Annotated in this window: 14 protein-coding genes and 2 pseudogenes; 11 read left to right on the forward strand and 5 right to left on the reverse strand. The window is 68.7% G+C overall.

What is annotated here, in order from left to right; translation table 11 throughout:
* Nucleotides 1-31 precede the first annotated feature (31 nt).
* The 3 genes from ABEA07_RS25035 to ABEA07_RS25045 are packed head-to-tail and all read left to right on the forward strand — an operon-like array spanning nucleotide 32 to nucleotide 2,235.
* A complete protein-coding gene (locus tag ABEA07_RS25035) occupies nucleotides 32-1,042 on the forward strand; it encodes a Bug family tripartite tricarboxylate transporter substrate binding protein (protein WP_345541282.1) in 1,011 nt (336 codons plus the stop codon).
* Nucleotides 1,043-1,088: 46 nt separating this feature from the next.
* Entirely contained in the window at nucleotides 1,089-1,595 is a 507-nt protein-coding gene (locus ABEA07_RS25040; protein WP_345541284.1) for an NUDIX hydrolase, read from the forward strand.
* Between the two features lie 46 nt (nucleotides 1,596-1,641).
* Nucleotides 1,642-2,235, forward strand: coding sequence for a universal stress protein (locus ABEA07_RS25045; protein ID WP_345541285.1), 594 nt, complete (start codon nucleotides 1,642-1,644; stop codon nucleotides 2,233-2,235).
* Nucleotides 2,236-2,250: 15 nt separating this feature from the next.
* Here the strand turns inward: ABEA07_RS25045 and ABEA07_RS25050 are convergent, their stop codons facing one another.
* Together ABEA07_RS25050 and ABEA07_RS25055 are read right to left on the reverse strand one after the other, a co-directional pair.
* Nucleotides 2,251-3,792, reverse strand: a complete 1,542-nt coding sequence (locus tag ABEA07_RS25050; RefSeq protein ID WP_345541287.1) for a bifunctional aminoglycoside phosphotransferase/ATP-binding protein — start codon at nucleotides 3,790-3,792, stop codon at nucleotides 2,251-2,253.
* Nucleotides 3,789-4,298, reverse strand: a complete 510-nt coding sequence (locus ABEA07_RS25055; protein ID WP_345541288.1) for a universal stress protein — start codon at nucleotides 4,296-4,298, stop codon at nucleotides 3,789-3,791. The genes ABEA07_RS25050 and ABEA07_RS25055 overlap by 4 nt, the downstream gene beginning before the upstream one ends.
* A 230-nt stretch (nucleotides 4,299-4,528) precedes the next feature.
* Here ABEA07_RS25055 and ABEA07_RS25060 point away from each other — a divergent pair, with 230 nt between their 5' ends.
* The 3 genes from ABEA07_RS25060 to ABEA07_RS25070 all read left to right on the forward strand — a co-directional run bounded on the left by ABEA07_RS25060 (nucleotide 4,529) and on the right by ABEA07_RS25070 (nucleotide 8,389).
* Nucleotides 4,529-5,515, forward strand: coding sequence for a zinc-dependent alcohol dehydrogenase family protein (locus ABEA07_RS25060; RefSeq protein WP_345541415.1), 987 nt, complete (start codon nucleotides 4,529-4,531; stop codon nucleotides 5,513-5,515).
* 68 nt (nucleotides 5,516-5,583) lie between these two features.
* Nucleotides 5,584-6,351 carry a winged helix-turn-helix domain-containing protein gene (locus ABEA07_RS25065; RefSeq protein ID WP_345541289.1) on the forward strand — a complete coding sequence of 256 codons (768 nt, stop codon included), beginning with the start codon at nucleotides 5,584-5,586 and terminating at the stop codon, nucleotides 6,349-6,351.
* Nucleotide 6,352: 1 nt separating this feature from the next.
* Nucleotides 6,353-8,389, forward strand: a complete 2,037-nt coding sequence (locus ABEA07_RS25070) for a PAS domain S-box protein (protein WP_345541290.1) — start codon at nucleotides 6,353-6,355, stop codon at nucleotides 8,387-8,389.
* Nucleotides 8,390-8,393: 4 nt separating this feature from the next.
* Here ABEA07_RS25070 and ABEA07_RS25075 read toward each other — a convergent pair.
* Nucleotides 8,394-8,951 (reverse strand): annotated as a pseudogene (locus ABEA07_RS25075) (LysR family transcriptional regulator).
* 119 nt (nucleotides 8,952-9,070) lie between these two features.
* Between ABEA07_RS25075 and ABEA07_RS25080 the strand changes: the two are divergent.
* Both ABEA07_RS25080 and ABEA07_RS25085 read left to right on the forward strand, forming a co-directional pair.
* Nucleotides 9,071-10,306: an MFS transporter gene (locus ABEA07_RS25080; RefSeq protein WP_345541417.1), complete on the forward strand. Its 1,236-nt coding sequence runs from the start codon at nucleotides 9,071-9,073 to the stop codon at nucleotides 10,304-10,306.
* 125 nt (nucleotides 10,307-10,431) lie between these two features.
* Nucleotides 10,432-10,569, forward strand: coding sequence for a hypothetical protein (locus ABEA07_RS25085; RefSeq protein WP_345541292.1), 138 nt, complete (start codon nucleotides 10,432-10,434; stop codon nucleotides 10,567-10,569).
* A 98-nt stretch (nucleotides 10,570-10,667) separates the two neighbouring features.
* Here ABEA07_RS25085 and ABEA07_RS25090 read toward each other — a convergent pair whose 3' ends face one another.
* Nucleotides 10,668-11,570 (reverse strand): LysR family transcriptional regulator, encoded by a 903-nt coding sequence (locus tag ABEA07_RS25090; RefSeq protein WP_345541294.1) that lies wholly within the window; start codon nucleotides 11,568-11,570, stop codon nucleotides 10,668-10,670.
* A 5-nt stretch (nucleotides 11,571-11,575) separates the two neighbouring features.
* On the opposite strand from ABEA07_RS25090, the pseudogene ABEA07_RS25095 reads away from it, so the two are divergent.
* Nucleotides 11,576-12,148 (forward strand): annotated as a pseudogene (locus ABEA07_RS25095) (dehydroquinate synthase/iron-containing alcohol dehydrogenase family protein); the annotation flags it as partial.
* A 33-nt stretch (nucleotides 12,149-12,181) separates the two neighbouring features.
* Here the strand turns inward: ABEA07_RS25095 and ABEA07_RS25100 are convergent.
* A complete protein-coding gene (locus ABEA07_RS25100; RefSeq protein ID WP_345541296.1) occupies nucleotides 12,182-13,405 on the reverse strand; it encodes a LysR family transcriptional regulator in 1,224 nt (407 codons plus the stop codon).
* Here ABEA07_RS25100 and ABEA07_RS25105 point away from each other — a divergent pair.
* Together ABEA07_RS25105 and ABEA07_RS25110 are read left to right on the forward strand one after the other, a co-directional pair.
* Nucleotides 13,376-14,332: a VOC family protein gene (locus ABEA07_RS25105; protein ID WP_345541297.1), complete on the forward strand. Its 957-nt coding sequence runs from the start codon at nucleotides 13,376-13,378 to the stop codon at nucleotides 14,330-14,332. The two genes, ABEA07_RS25100 and ABEA07_RS25105, sit on opposite strands and share 30 nt — an antisense overlap.
* A gap of 39 nt (nucleotides 14,333-14,371) precedes the next feature.
* The gene (locus tag ABEA07_RS25110; protein WP_345541298.1) at nucleotides 14,372-15,133 is read left to right on the forward strand and encodes an alpha/beta fold hydrolase; all 762 of its coding nucleotides are present in this window, start codon (nucleotides 14,372-14,374) and stop codon (nucleotides 15,131-15,133) included.
* Nucleotides 15,134-15,243 lie beyond the last annotated feature (110 nt).

Below are 15,243 nucleotides of genomic sequence, written 5' to 3' on the forward strand. Positions count from 1 at the left end.
CTATCCCATCTCTTACCTGACCAGGAGCGCCATGACATCCCTCGCCGCCCCCACTTCGCGCCGCCGTGCCCTGCTCGCCACGGCACTCGGCATCGCCGCCCTCGCGGCGCCCACCGCGTGGGCCCAGACCACCCCTTGGCCGACCAAGCCCGTCACCCTCCTGGTCGGCTACCCGCCCGGCGGCCAGACCGACTTCGCGGGCCGCGTCCTGCTGGCGAGCCTGCAGAACAGCCTGGGCCAGCCGGTGGTCATCGACAACAAGGCCGGCGTCAACGGCAACCTGGCCGCGGTCGACGTGATGAAGGCGCCGCCCGACGGCTCCAAGCTGCTGGTGGGCAACGGCTCGATGACGATCTCCGCGCACGTCTACACCACCATCGGCCTCGTCGACCCGCGCCAGCTCACACCGATCGGCGTGATGCTGCAGTCCGCGCTGGTACTGGCCGTGCCGGCCACTTCGCCGGTCAAGACCTATGCGGACTTCGTCGAGCTGGTCAAGGCCCGCAGCAAGGCCGGCAAGGGCATCGACTACGGCACGGGCGGCGTCGGCGCGCTGCCGCACGTCACCATGGAGCTGCTGCGCGAGCGCCTGGGCAAGGTGTCGATGAACCACGTGCCCTACAAGGGCAGCAGCCCCGCCATGACGGACCTGATCGCCGGGCGGCTCGATGCGATGTTCGATGCCACCTCGGTGATCGCGCCCTTCATCAAGTCGGGCCAGTTGCGCCCGCTGCTGGTGACCAGCGCCAGGCGCGTGCCGAGCTTCCCCGACGTCCCCACCGCCGCCGAGGCCGGCCTCAAGGATTTCGAGGTGCTGTCGTTCATCGGCCTGTTCGGGCCGCCCAACCTGCCCCAGGACATCGTGAAAAAGGCGAACGCGGCGCTCAACACCGCCATGAAGGACCAGGCCATCACGAAGGGCATCCTCGAACGCGGCGACGAGCCGGGCGGCGGCACGCCCGAGGAGCTCGGCAGCCTTGTCCGAACCCAGTTCAAGACCTGGGGCGACGTGGTCAAGGCCAACAATATCCGGGCGGACTGAGGCAAGGGGGGGGCGCCGGTGGTCGTACGCGACCACAATGGCGTCCATGCCACGACGCAGTGCCGGCCTTCTCATGTACCGTCGCCGCAGCGGCCGGCCCGAGGTCCTGCTGGTCCATCCGGGCGGGCCCTTCTGGGCGAAGCGCGACGAGGGCGCGTGGACCTTCCCCAAGGGCGAGTACGACCCGGCCACGGAAAACGCGCTCGAGGCGGCACGCCGGGAGTTCGCCGAGGAGACCGGCTTCGCGGTCGGCACGCGGTTCGAGGCGCTCGGCGAAGCGCGCCAGCGCTCGGGCAAGATCGTGTCGGCCTGGGCCTTCGAAGGCGATGGCGATCCGGCAGCGCTGGTCTCGAACGATTTCGAGCTGGAGTGGCCGCCTCGGTCGGGCAAGAAGATGCGCTACCCCGAGGTCGACCGCGCGGCCTGGTTGACGACCACCGCGGCGCGCACCTACCTCCTCGACGGGCTGCGCGTCTTCATCGATCGGCTGGAGGCCCTCCTCGCGCAGGGCCAACCGCCCGGACCAGCGGTACCGCCGTCTCATCCATCCTGATCGCCCATCGCACGATCGCGCGATCCCGCGATCCCGCGGCGCATCCTTGCGCAAGATCAAGGTCCACGGCCACGTGCTGCCCATACTGGTCTCATCTGAAGCCGAGTTCCAGGAGCACGCGATGTATCAACGTATTCTTGTCCCCCTCGATGGCAGCCCCACGTCGAAGCGAGGCCTGGAGGAAGCCATTGCGCTGGCCAGACTTTCGCAGGGGCGGCTGCGGCTTTACCACGTGATCGACGACCTCTCCTTCGCCCTCTCCATGGACGCCTATGCCGGACATGCCGGCAACTGGCTCAACATGCTGCGCGAGAACGGCCGGCGCATCCTGGCCGAGGGGCGGGACGCGGCTCAGGCGGCCGGGGTCGAAGTCGAAGCCCAACTGTGCGATACCTTCTCCGGCTCCGTCCATCAACGGGTCCTCGATGAGGCGGCCCAGTGGCCGGCCGACGTGATCGTGATAGGCACCCACGGACGACGTGGCGTCGGCCGCGTCGTCATGGGCAGCAGCGCCGAGCAGATCCTGCGCGCCTCGCCCGTGCCGGTGCTGCTGGTGCGGGCACCCAAGCCGCAGCAGAAGGCGGCGACGGACGAGGTGACCCGGGTCAGCCAGCCCACCGGGGCACTGGCGGTGGAGTGAAGGCGCCGCGGCCGCTCAGTGCCGCCGCGCCATCCACCGGGCGGCGAGTGCGACCAGGTCCACCGGCTGGTCCGTGGCGACCTCGAGCGCGAAGCCGAGTTCGTTGGGCGCCAGGGGCTCGTGCGTCGCGAGCTGGCGCTCCAGCACGGCAACCGTCGCCTCCGAGGCGTCCCGGCCCTCCAGACCACGCGCCGCCACCCGCCGCCGCAACTGGGCTTGCGTGGCACGGCAGGCCAGGATCGCGAAGGGCACCCGCAGCTCGGCCGCCAGGGCGCGGAAGGCCATCCGCTCCTCGCGCCGCAGGAAGGCCGCATCGACGATCACCGGGTACCCCGCCTGCAGGCCGAGACGGGCGCACTGCGCCAGGCGCGCGAAGGTGCGCCGCGTCGCGTCCTCCGAATAGACCTCGTGATTGCGCTCGTTCGAACGATCCAGGGCGGACAGGCCGAAGAGCCGCTTGCGCTCGACGTCCGAGCGGATGCGGATCGATCCGGTGGCCGACACGAGCGACGCCGCCAGCGTGGACTTGCCCGAGCCCGACAGGCCGTGCGTGATCATGAGGCGAGGTGCGCCATCCGCTTCGTGGGCCAGGCGGCTCGCGAGTGCCAGGTAGTCCGGCATGTCCGTGGCCCCGCGCAGGCGGGTCACCAGCGCACGCACCAGGGCCCGGTACACCTCGTAGAAGCGCAGCACCGGCAGGCCCGCGTAGTCGCCGCCCCGCTGCAGGTAGGCATCCAGGAAACGCCAGGCCAGGTCGGGCCGGCCATGCGCCTTCAGGTCCATGGTGAGGAAGGCGATGTCGCCCATCACGTCGATCCAGCGCAGGGCCGGATCGAACTCGATGCAGTCGAAGGCGGTGAGGCTGCCGTCGAGCAGGACGAGGTTCTCCAGGTGCAGATCGCCATGGCATTCGCGCACCCAGCCGTCGCGCTTGCGTGCCGCCCAGGCCGTGCGCAGCGCCCGCGCCTGCTCGAACACCCAGGCCCGCAGAGGCGCCGGCGGCCGCGCGCCGCCCGCCATGCGCAGGCGGGCCAGGGTCTGGATGGCCGGACGTCCCGCCAGGGCCGGACCGCCGAAGGGCGTTTCCTGCGCGGCCACCGCGGCCTGCGCATGGAAGGTCGCGAGGTGATGGCCGAGCTGCTCGATCCAGGTTTCGATCGGGCCGTCCGCCGACAGCAGGCGACGCAGCAGCGCATCTTCGGAGAAGCGGTGCATGCTGACGGCGAAATCGATGGCCGCGCCCGCGCCGCCCAGGTGCGGCGCTTCGTCCGTGCCGCACACGGGCAGCACCGCCACGTAGAGCGCGGGTGCAAGCCGCCGGTTCAGGCGCAGCTCCTCCTCGCAGAACCGTCGGCGCGCATCCAGGGTGCGGAAATCGACGAAGCCCAGCGCGACCGGCTTCTTCAACTTGTAGGCCATCTGCCGCGTCAGCAGCACCCAGGAGATATGGGTTTCGATCAATGCGACGGGCTCCCCGGTATCGCGGCGCAGCCGCTCGCGCAGCGCCTCCACGCGGCGACGGGCGAGACCGACCTCAGGCGTTTGCTGCAAGCTCATGCCTGCAGTTTGACCGCGTCGGGCACCGGGGCCTGCGCACCCTCGTCGTCCCTCGTATCCGACTTCGCCCTGACCAGCAGCACCGGCACCGGTGCCATGCGCAGCACCTGCTCGGCGTCGCTGCCCAGGAGCGCGCGCGCGACGCCATGGCGGCCATGCGTGCCGATCACGATCAGGTCGGCCTGCCAGGCCTTCGCCTGCTCGACGACCAGCTCCGAGACGCGGCCGGCCAGGGATGTGAACAGCACGCTCTCGGCCTCCATGCCGGCCCGCCGGACGCGCTCCCGGCCCTGCGCCAGCACCTCCTTGCCGGCTTGAGCCATCAAGGGAACGATGTCCCCGCTATAGGCGGCGAAGCTCTCGAAGCCGGTGACGTACTTCAGCTCGTCCACGACGTGGATCAGGCGGATCGCCCCGCCTGTGAGCCTGGCCAGGCGCACGGCCTCGTCCAGTCCGCGCATCGATGTCGCGCTGCCGTCGATGGGTACAAGGATGCGCTCGTACATGGGGGGGACTCCTTCGGTGGCGACGTGCCCGGTTCGGAATCCGGCCAGTGTCGGCGGCCCCGCCGGCCTCGGCCTTGATCCTGATCAAGCCAGCTTCCGGTCGATGCCGGGGCCTCTCGCCAAGCCGCGCCCCTTGCGCCCGCCTGGGGGCGGGCTCTTGCGCTGGCGCAAGGCAAGCGCGGTCCCTGCGATGCATGCTACCCACTCGACTGTGCGAGGAACGTGGAATGATGAACGCCATGGTCCTGCCCGCTGCCGGGCAGCCACTCCGGATGGAAAAGCGCCCGCTGCCCGAGCCGGCCGCCGGCGAAATGCGGCTGCGCGTACTGGCCTGCGCCGTTTGCCGGACCGATCTGCACATCGTCGATGGCGAGCTCGCGCTGCCTGTGCAACCCATCGTGCCGGGCCACGAAATCGTTGGCCGCGTGGAAGCCATCGGCCCGGGGGTGCAGGGCCATCGCATCGGCGACCGAGTCGGCGTGCCCTGGCTGGGGCACAGCTGCGGCCACTGCGCCTACTGCGCACAGGACGCCGAGAACCTCTGCGACACGCCGCGCTTCACCGGCTACCACCGGGACGGCGGCTTCGCCACCCACGTGATCGCCGAGGCCGACTATTGCCTGCCCCTCCACGTGGCCAGGCCGCCTGAGGAAGTCGCGCCGCTGATGTGCGCCGGCCTCATCGGCTGGCGCTGCCTCAAGGCCGCCGGCGAGCGAGCGCTGCGGCTGGGCCTCTACGGCTTCGGCGCGGCCGCCCACCTGATCGCCCAGGTCGCGACCGCCCAGGGCCGCCAGGTGCATGCTTTCACGCGGCCGGGCGACCGGACCGGCCAGGACTTCGCGCGAAGCCTCGGGGCCGCCTGGGCCGGCGGCGCCGACGAACTGCCGCCCGAGCCGCTCGATGCCGCGATCATCTTCGCGCCCGTGGGCGCGCTGGTGCCTGCCGCGCTGAAGGCGGTCCGCAAGGGCGGGCGCGTGGTCTGCGGCGGCATCCACATGAGCGACATTCCCTCGTTCGCGTACCGCCTGCTGTGGGAAGAGCGCCAGCTCGTCTCCGTGGCCAACCTGACGCGCCGCGACGGGCGCGAATTCCTCGCCATCGCGCAGGCGCAGCCGCCGCAGGTGCACGTCACCACGTATCCACTGGCGCGGGCCAACGAGGCGCTGGCCGATCTGCGCGCAGGACGGCTGAATGGCGCCGCCGTGCTGCTGCCCTGAGACGGCGTAAAGCCCCCTTGAGCTGCGCAGGCCCGCCGCCTGCATCGCGACTGGCTACCATACCAGCCGTGAACGCCCCTATCCACCTGGCCGTCCTTGACGATGAAGTCGACATCACCGCCCTGCTCGCGGGCTATCTGCAGAACCAGGGCTTCCGCGTCACCCAGCTGCATTCCGGCGCCCCCCTGTTCGAACTCATGGCCCGGGACACGCCCGCCCTGGTGCTGCTGGACCTGGGCCTGCCCGGCGAGGACGGCTTTGCCGTCGCGCGCCAGTTGCGCGAGCACTGGCGCTGCGGGCTGGTGATCGTCACGGGCCGTGGCGACGCGGTGGACAAGGTGGTCGGCCTGGAGGTCGGCGCCGACGATTACGTGACCAAGCCCTTCGACATGCGCGAGCTGCTGGCGCGCATCAAGGCCGTACTGCGCCGGCTCGCGCCCTCGGCCGCCGACAGCAGCCAGGCCGGCGCGCTGCCCGCTTCGGCCGCTTCGGTCGCTTCACCGTCTTCACCCGCCCTGCCCTGCCATCGCTTCGCGGGCTTCGAGCTGGATACCGCGGCGCGGCGCCTTCTCGACCCCGCCCGCAACGAGGTGCCGCTGACCGCAGGCGAGTACGACCTTCTGAACACGCTGGTGACGCACCCCGGCCGCGTGCTGTCGCGCGACTTCCTGCTCGAGCACACGCGCGGGCGCGACGGGGGCCCCTTCGACCGCACGATCGACGTGCAGGTCGGTCGCCTGCGCCGCAAGCTGGAAGACGATCCCGCCAATCCGCAGATCATCAAGTCGGTGCGCGGCGCGGGCTACATCCTCGTACCCAAGGTCGAGGCAGCTTGAGATGACCGACCGCGCAAAGGTGGACCCCATGGACACCGTATTCCGCTCGCTGTTCGTGGCATACCCCGATGCACTGGTGCTGGTGGACACCCAGGGCCGTATCGTCCTGGCCAACCCTGCAGCGGTGGAGCTCCTGGGCTACACCGCCGGGGAATTGGGCGGTCTTTCGGTCGAGGAACTGGTGCCCGACGCGATCCGGCCGCGCCATGCCGCGTATCGCACCGCCTACGCGCAGCAGCCGCGCTCCCGGCCCATGGGCACGCAGATGGACCTGGTGGCCCGGCGCAAGGACGGCAGCGAAGTGATGGTGGAGATCGCGCTGAGCCCCCTGCAGGACCACGGCCTGCCCTACGTGGTGGCCGCCATCCGCAGCGTCAGCGCCTACCCGCGCGTCAGGCAGGCCCTGCAGCGCACCCGCTACGCCGAATGCCTGGCGAGCTTCGGCCGCCTGGCCGTGGCAGCGCGCGACCCGAAGAAACTGCTCGACCGCGTTCCGCTCATGGCCGCGGAGGCGCTCCAGGTGGAGTCCGCGAAGATCCTTCTGCTGGAGCCGAGCGGCGTCGAGCTGCGCATCGCGGCAGGCGTCGGCCTGCTCCCCGACGAGGCGCTCGGCCAGCGCTTGCCCGTCGAGCGCAACTCGCCCGCGGGTTCAGTGGTCGCGAGCGGCGAGCCGGTGCTGGTCGGCGACTACACGAGCGAAAAGCGCTTCGTCATTCCACGGCGCTACGTCGAGGCCGGCCTGGTCTGCGAGCTGCAGGTGCCGCTGGCCGACCGGGGGCGGATCATCGGCACGGTCGCGGTCCGATCGCGCACACCCCGGCCCTTCGGCGACGACGAGGTGCGCTTCCTGGAGTCGCTGTCGAGCATGCTCGCCACGGTGCTCCAGCGCGCCAGCAGCGAAGAGGCCCTGGACCACGCGCAAAGGCTCGAGACGGTGGGGCAGCTCACGGGCGGTGTCGCCCATGACTTCAACAACCTGCTCACCGTCATTTCCGGCAATCTCCAGGTGCTGGAGGACACGCCGGCCTACGCGAACGACCCCTTCATCCAGCAGTTGGTCGACGCGGCCACCCGCGCGACGCGCCGCGGCGCCGAGCTCACGAGCAAGCTGCTGGCCTTTTCCCGGCGGCAGGTGCTGGAGCCCATCCCGATCGACACGCCGGCGCTGCTGCGCTCCCTGACCGACATGCTGCGGCGCACGCTCGACCAGCGGATCATGATCACGCTCGATGCCGAAGAGGTCCTGTGCATGGCCGACCCGGTGCAGCTCGAATCCGCCCTGCTGAACGTGGCGATCAACGCCCGCGATGCCTTGCCCCAGGGCGGCACCCTGGCCTTCGAATGCCACGCGGCGGCGGCGCTTCCGCCGGATCTCGGCGCGGACAGCGGCGCGGACGGCGAGGAAGCCTACGTCGCCATCTCGATCGCCGATACGGGCGTGGGCATGCCGGACTCCGTGAAGGAGCGCGCTTTCGAACCCTTCTTCACCACCAAGGCAAGCGGACGGGGCACCGGCCTGGGCCTGTCCACGGTGTACGGCTTCGCCAGGCAGTCCGGGGGAACCATCAACCTCCAGAGCACGCCGGGAGTGGGCACCACCGTCACGATCTACCTGCCGCGGGTGACGGACGAGGAGACGAAGGACTTGTCCGATGCCGGCGCGCCGCAGCGCGTCCCGCACGGGCTGCGCGTGATGCTCGTGGAGGACGACGCCGAGGTCAGCGCGGTCATCAGCCGGCTCCTGGACGCAATGGGCTGCGAGGTGACCCTTTGCAGGCAGGGCGAACAGGCGCTCGAGGAACTGGCGACCAACGTGAACGTCGACCTGCTGCTCACCGACATCCTGCTCGGCGCCGGCATGCGAGGGACCGCACTGGCGGCTGCCGTGCACGCGCAGCGGCCCGCGCTGCCGATCCTCCTGATGTCGGGCTATTCGAGCGGCTTGCTCGACCAGCCGCAGCAGTGGCCGCTGCTGCGCAAGCCCTGCACGCGCGCCGAACTCGAGCGCGCGATGGCGAGGGTGCTCGGCGGGCCTTGATTCGCTAAGCCTCGTGCGCGCGGCCGTGCACGACCTTGGGCATGGCCGTCTTCATCGCCTCGACGAATCGCTTCAACTTGGCCGGGTAGAAGCTCGCGTGCCGGTAGACCAGGTAGATTGGAAGCGGCGCGGCCTGCCACTGCGGCGCCAGGTGAAGGAGACGACCCTGTTCGATATCGTCGGCCACCAGCCAGGCCGACACCACGGCGACGCCCAGGTTGCTGTTGCCCGAAGGCATGCGGCACGACCACGCGCAGCGTCCCTTCGGGTTCGGCGGCCGTGATCCGCATCTCGGTCTCGAAAACCTCCCATGCGGCAAGCAGCTCCCTGGATCGCTCGAAACATCGCCGCCCGTCTTCGGTGAGCGTCATGGCGTGGGTCGACCGATGCACGAGACGAACCCCAGCATCTTCTCGAGCGACTGCAGCCGCCGGCTGATCGTGGGCTGCGCGGCCCCGAGCTGCGATGCGGCGGCGGAAAGACTGCCCGCCTCCACGATCCGGACAAAGGTCTGCATCAGGAGCAGACGATCACCGGCAACGTCCCTCGTGCCTTGTTTCATGCGCAAAGCGTATATCAGTTCTGTCCTTGCGACGGCTACCAGTGCGGGGAGCCGAACAACATACTTCATTGGTCTCAACCATGACGAACAAGGAGCTCCAAGTGAGCGCGACTCGATCGATACCGCAGCCTGAACTGCCTCTTGCTGCGGCTTCCGCACCAGCACTTTCCACGGGCCTGGTCTTCCTGCTCGCCTGCGGCGCGGGGCTGGCGGTGGCATCGCTGTATTACGCCCAGCCGATGCTGGGCCAGCTGACGGAGGAAACCGGCGCATCCGTGCGCCAGGCAGGCCTTGTTCCGACCCTCACGCAGCTCGGATACGCCTTCGGCATCCTGCTGCTGGCGCCACTTGGCGATCGCTTCGACCGCAAGACGATCATCCTCATCAAGGCCGCGGTGCTCGCCGCGGCGCTGCTCCTGGCCGGCGCGTCGCCGTCCGTGGGCGTGCTACTGCTGGCGAGCCTGGTCATCGGCCTGTCTGCCACCATGGCGCAGGACATCGTCCCCGCCGCCGCGACACTGGCGCCGGAGTCGCATCGCGGCAAGGTGGTCGGCACCGTGATGACCGGCTTGCTCATGGGCATTCTTCTGTCCCGCGTGGTCAGTGGCTTCGTCGCCGAGCACTTCGGCTGGCGATCCATGTTCGTGATGGCCGCGGTGGCCATCGCAGCCATCGGCGTCGCGTCATGGCGGGGACTGCCGAAGTTCCGGCCGACCACTCACCTGGGCTACGGCGCCCTGCTGGGGTCGATGACCCGTCTCTGGCAACGGCACCCGGGCCTGCGCCGTGCCGCTCTTGCGCAAGGTCTGCTGGCCATTGGCTTCAGCGCATTCTGGTCGACCCTGGCGCTGCTCCTGCACGGCGCGCCCTTCCATCTCGGCAGCGCGGCCGCAGGTGCCTTCGGGCTCGCCGGCGCGGCCGGCGCGCTGGCCGCGCCCATCGCCGGCCGCCTGGCCGATGCTCACGGGCCCCAGCGCGTGACCCGGCTCGGCACCGCGTTGGTCGCGATCTCCTTCGCCGCCATGGCGCTGGCACCCTTGCTGCCGGTGACGGCGCAGCTGGCGCTGCTCGTCGTCACTGCGATCGGCTTCGATCTCGGCTTCCAGTCAACGCTGATCGCCCATCAGACCATCATCTACGGGCTGGAGCCAGGCGCTCGCAGCCGGCTCAACGCCGTTCTGTTCGTCGTCATGTTCCTCGGCATGGCGATCGGTTCCGCGGGCGGCAGTCTGCTGCTTTCACAGTGGGGATGGATCGCAGTGGTCGCGCTGTCCACTGCAGCGGCCGCCGGTGCACTGGTGGTGCGCATGGCACCTCATCGAGACGGCGGGAAACAGGGAGCATCGCCTCGCTGAAACCGGCAGCAGCTCAGATGTCCCGGAGGTGTTGGGTCAAGCGGAAGCTGGCTTTCCTTTTCGTTCGCGAAACCGGCGGGCCCGGCGCGTTGCCGGACAAGCTCAGGACGGAGTTCGCAGGCCCCGTGATTGCGAACGACGGGTTCGACGTCGCGTCAGGCGCCGAGTTGGTTGCACACGGTACGGCCGATGCGGTGGGGTTCGGCAGGCAGCTCATCTCCAACCCGCATCTGGTGCGCCGCTTCAGGATGGCGCGCCATTGAATCCCCTCGTGTTTGAAAGCACCCACGGGCTACGCACGGCCTCGGTCGAGGAAGGGTATACCGACTACCCGAGGCCGACAGCGAGCGTTCGGCTCAGCTCAGCTCATGCGCAAGCGCTGAGCGGCCAGCGCGCGCAGCCATTGGTGCGCGGGATCGCGGTGCAAACGCTCGTGCCAGAACATCTTGATGTTCAACGTTGGCAGAGAAAACGGCGGCGTGAAGCTGCGCAGCCCCAGCAGCTTCCCGACCGCCAGCCCCACGCGTGCCGGCACAGTGCACAGCATGTCCGTCTCGCGCAGCACCATGAGCAGCGACAGAAAGTTCGGCACCTCCAGGGCCACGCGCCCTGAGGTGAGCTCGTTGCGCATCAATTCCTCCACCATGTGGTAGCCCTGCGGCAGCGGCCGCACCACCACGTGCGATGCGGCACGGAACGCGCTCTTGCCCAGCGTGGTCACGGGCGGGAACAGGCGACCCGCCAGGCAGACATGGTGGTCGCGAAACAGCTGCTGCTGATAGAAGGTGCCGCCCAGGTCGGTGAAAGCGCCGAAGGCGAGGTCGGCCTCCCCGGCTTCCAGCTGATGCGCCGCGGGCTTGAAGTTGTTGGTGTGCGCGCGCACCGCAATGTTCGGCGCCACCTCGCGCAGCGCGTTCACCAGGCGCGGCAACAGCAAGGTCGCGCCGAAGTCGGTCGAATAGAAGGTGAAGGTGCGGCGTGCCCCCGTGGGATCGAAAGCCGCCCGTGACTCCAGCTTCTCGTGGACGATCGCCAGGACGGCATCGATGCCCTCCAGCAGCTCGAGTGCTCTGGGCGTCGGTTCCATTCCCCGTCCCGTGCGCACCAGCAGCGCATCCCCGAAATGCTTGCGAAGCCGCGTGATCGCCTGGCTGATGGCGGGCTGCGTCAGACCGAGATGCGATGCCGCCTGCGACAGGTTCCGCAGTCGCATGACGTTCGAGAAGATCGTCATGGTCTTGATGTCGAGATTGCTGATATGCACGGTTCAATGCGATCGCCCATGCGGCGGAAGCGCTCTACGCCGCCAACAGCAATCCGGTCATGGACCTGCTCGCCGTGGAAGGCATCTGCGCCATCGCACGCGCTCTGCCGCACATCGCGCATCCAGGGCGTGACGAACCGCTGCCGCCGGCCGTGCTGCAGGCGCGCGGCGATGCGCTGTATGGCGCCTGGCTGTGCGGCAGCGTCCTGGCGAACGTGGACATGGCGATCCATCACAAGCTCTGCCATACGCTCGGCGGCAGCTTCAACCTTCCGCATCCGGAAACGCACACCGTCATGCTGCCCCATACGCTGGCCTACAACGCGACGGCGGCGCCGGACGCGATGCAGAGGATCGCGCGAGCGCTCGGCGGAACGAACGCGCCGCAACGCCTGTTCGACCTGGCGAAGGAACTTGGCGCGCCGACCGCGCTGCGGGAACTCGGATTCCGTGTCGACCAGGTGGACAGGGCCTGCGATCTAACACTGAGCAACCGCTACCCCAATCCCCGTCCGCTGGAACGTGCGGGCATCCAGAAGCTCCTCATGGATGCGTTCGAAGGCCGGCGGCCAGACTGATGATGTCGCTCGGGAGCAGAGCCCCCGAGCCCTTCAACGCTTCGGGACGAGAAAGTCGGGCCGCCCGAACACGTCGTGGATCAGGCTGCGCAGCCACTGGACCGCCGGATCGTGCGAGAAGCGCTCGTGCCAGTACTGGAACACCGTGAACTCCGGCAGTTCGATCGGACAGTCCAGCGGCACGAGGCCGAGCTCGGGCGCCAACGTGAGGGCGGCCACCGATGGGATCGTGAGCACGTGGTCCGACTGGCGCAACAGCATTGCGGCCAGGATGAAACCCGACACCTTCATCGCCACGCGCGCAGGGTCGATCTCCTCCAGCAGGATCGCCTCGGCGCGGCCATGCGCATGGCCCGACCTGCCGCTGCCGATCACCACATGGGACTGTTCACGGAAGGCCTGCGCGTCGAAATGCGGTAGCGCCAGGACCGGGTGGCCCTGCCGCACCAGGCAGATGTACCGCTCGACATACAGCCGCTGCTGGAAGATGCCGGGCTCGTCCAGCGTGGAGAAGGCGCCCAGGGACAGGTCGATGTCGCCGGCTTCCAGCGCTTCGATCACCTCTTTCTGATTGCCCGTGATCGCGGCGATGCGCGAACGCGGCGCGCGGCGCCCGAGTTCTTGCGCGAGCACCGGCAGAAACGCGGACATGCCGATGTCCGACGCGTGGATCGAGAAGATCCGGTTGGAGGAATCCGGCTCGAAGGGCGGCGCCACCGCGATCTTTTCGTGGAAGGTGCGCAGAATCTCGGATACGGCCCCCTCGAGCGCCTTGGCTCGCGCGGTGGGTTCCATGCCCTTCTGGGTTCGAACGAAGAGGGAGTCGCCCAGCTGATGGCGCAGGCGATGCAGCGACTTGCTCATAGCCGATTGCGTGACGCCGAGGCTGTCGGCCGCCAGCGTCAGGCTGCGGTGCTTTCGGATCTCGTCGAAAACGACGAGCAGCCGCAGATCGATCTGCGGCAGTTTGTGGAAGTCCAAGTTCTCGTCTCCGGTCGTCGATCGGCCGCTCTTACTGATGGATGGGGCGAAGGATCGTCCCGGCCTTTCGTCGCCGACGCAATTCCCGCAAACCCGAAGGCGCCTGGCCCACATGCCGATCAGGCATGCGGTGTATGGCGATTCGGCGCTGGTGCCTGCGCGTACGCCTTTCGATACTCGATGCAGACCCGTGCGGCATCTCTCATTCCGATCGTGATGCAGGGTCGCATCTTCTTCGAGGAGCATATGGACGGCAATCTCATTCGCGGCCTTCATCACATCACGCTGTGCACCGCCACGGCACAAGGGGATGTGGATTTCTTCGTCAAGGTCATGGGGCAGCGCTTCATCAAGCAGACCCTGTTCTACGACGGGCGCATTCCGATTTACCACCTTTACTTCAGTGACGCCGACGGCACGCCGGGGACGGTGATGACCACTTTCCCCATGCGCCGCACCAAGCTGGTGGGCCGCAAGGGCTCAGGCCAGTTCACGGCCATTGCGTACTCGGTGCCGGCCGGCTCGCTCGAGTTCTGGCGCGATCACTTCGGACGGCACGGCATCCGGATCGAGGAGGAGTCGCAAAGATTCGGCGAGCGTTACCTGCGCGTCGTGCACGCGGGCATCGACTTCGAGGTGGTCGAGGATGCGGGCGATACGCGCAAGCCATGGCGCTCGGAGTATGTGCCGGAGCGCCACGCGGTCAGGGGCTTCCACAACTGGACGGCAACCGTGCGCGAACTCGACGACATGGACATCTTCATGCGCGATGCCTGGCACTTCCGGCCGACGATGCATGACGGCAAGTTCACGCGCTATGAGGCCGGCGAAGGCGGCGCGGGCCGCCGCATCGACATCCTTCACGCACCCGATCTCCGGCAAGGCATGTGGACACTGGCGGAAGGCATCGTGCACCACGGTGCCTTCGACGTACCGGACTACGACACCCAAAGCCGCATCAAATTCGAAGCGGAGGGCATGGGCTTCACCGACTTCTCCGACCGCAAGAACCGCGGCTACTTCGAGTCCGTGTATGTCCGCACGCCCGGCGGCGTCATGTTCGAAGCGACCAAATCGCTGGGCTTCAAGATGGACGAGGAGGAGGAGCGGCTGGGCGCCGAGTTGAAGATCTCGCCGCAGTTCGACGTGGACCACGCGCAGCTGCGCAAGCAGATGCAGGTGGAGGACCCGATCCATGTCTGATCGTCGAGCGTTGGTCCCCGAGCAGGGAGGGCGGCCGTCATGAAATCGTTCAAGCTGATCGGCCGCGGCCCGAACAAGGTGATCCTCTTTCCCGGCCTGCTGGGCACCCGCGATGCTTTCGACGAGATGCTGGCCTACGCCGACCTCGACCGATTCCAGTACGCGGTCGGCGAGTACCGCGGCTATGGCGAATCCCGAGGCGAGCCCGGCCTGTATACCTTGCGCGAGGTGGTCGTCGATGCGGTCCGGCTGGTCGACTACCTGGGCTGGCCCACCTTTGCAGCTGCGGGCCATTCCCTGGGTGGCTTGGCAGCCCAGATGCTCGCCATTGCGTTGCCGCAGCGGGTATGCGCCATCGTGCTGATCGCCGGTCTCGCGGCCAGCGGCGCGAGCCGTGACCCGGGGCGCCGGCAGTGGCTGCAGGAACTCGCCGATTCAAGGCAAAGGCGCGAGGAACTGGTGGCCCTTGGCGCCGGGGGACTCTGCGCCCCGGCCATGGCACGCGCGGTGGTCGACCGGAGCTGGGGGCGCATCGATGGCCGCGCCCTGGTCAGCTATGCGGCCGATGCGGCGCAGACCGATGTACATGAGCAGGTGCGTGAGCTGCCCGCGCCCTTGCTTGCCATCGTCGGCGAGAAGGACAGCAACTGCTCGGCGGCCGCCGCTCGGGAGACGACCTTGGCCTGGTACCGGCAGGCCACGCTGGAGGTGCTGCCGGGTGTCGGCCATTACCCGCCTCTCGAAGCACCGGTCGCAACGGTTGCACTGCTCGAGCGCCATGTCGCCGCTGCGACCGGGTGAGGATCGGCTGATCGGCGTCGGGGGGCAGGAAAACTTCGGAGCGCGCTTCTCGATGAACGCGCGCACCGCCTCCTGGTTCCTCGTGCCGCCGCCCTGAGCGCGGCGAGTTG

Origin of the sequence: Variovorax defluvii, from assembly GCF_039541515.1 — a bacterium.
In the GTDB taxonomy this organism is placed as follows: Bacteria; Pseudomonadota; Gammaproteobacteria; order Burkholderiales; family Burkholderiaceae_C; genus Variovorax; species Variovorax defluvii.

Coding starts and splice junctions, on each gene's coding strand:
- ABEA07_RS25100 (WP_345541296.1), bottom strand. CDS start 13,405: ATGAAGGCCGCGAATGAGATTGCCGTCCATATGCTCCTCGAAGAAGAT.
- ABEA07_RS25105 (WP_345541297.1), top strand. CDS start 13,376: ATGGACGGCAATCTCATTCGCGGCCTTCATCACATCACGCTGTGCACC.
- ABEA07_RS25040 (WP_345541284.1), top strand. CDS start 1,089: ATGCCACGACGCAGTGCCGGCCTTCTCATGTACCGTCGCCGCAGCGGC.
- ABEA07_RS25070 (WP_345541290.1), top strand. CDS start 6,353: ATGACCGACCGCGCAAAGGTGGACCCCATGGACACCGTATTCCGCTCG.
- ABEA07_RS25035 (WP_345541282.1), top strand. CDS start 32: ATGACATCCCTCGCCGCCCCCACTTCGCGCCGCCGTGCCCTGCTCGCC.
- ABEA07_RS25060 (WP_345541415.1), top strand. CDS start 4,529: ATGAACGCCATGGTCCTGCCCGCTGCCGGGCAGCCACTCCGGATGGAA.
- ABEA07_RS25055 (WP_345541288.1), bottom strand. CDS start 4,298: ATGTACGAGCGCATCCTTGTACCCATCGACGGCAGCGCGACATCGATG.
- ABEA07_RS25110 (WP_345541298.1), top strand. CDS start 14,372: ATGAAATCGTTCAAGCTGATCGGCCGCGGCCCGAACAAGGTGATCCTC.
- ABEA07_RS25050 (WP_345541287.1), bottom strand. CDS start 3,792: ATGAGCTTGCAGCAAACGCCTGAGGTCGGTCTCGCCCGTCGCCGCGTG.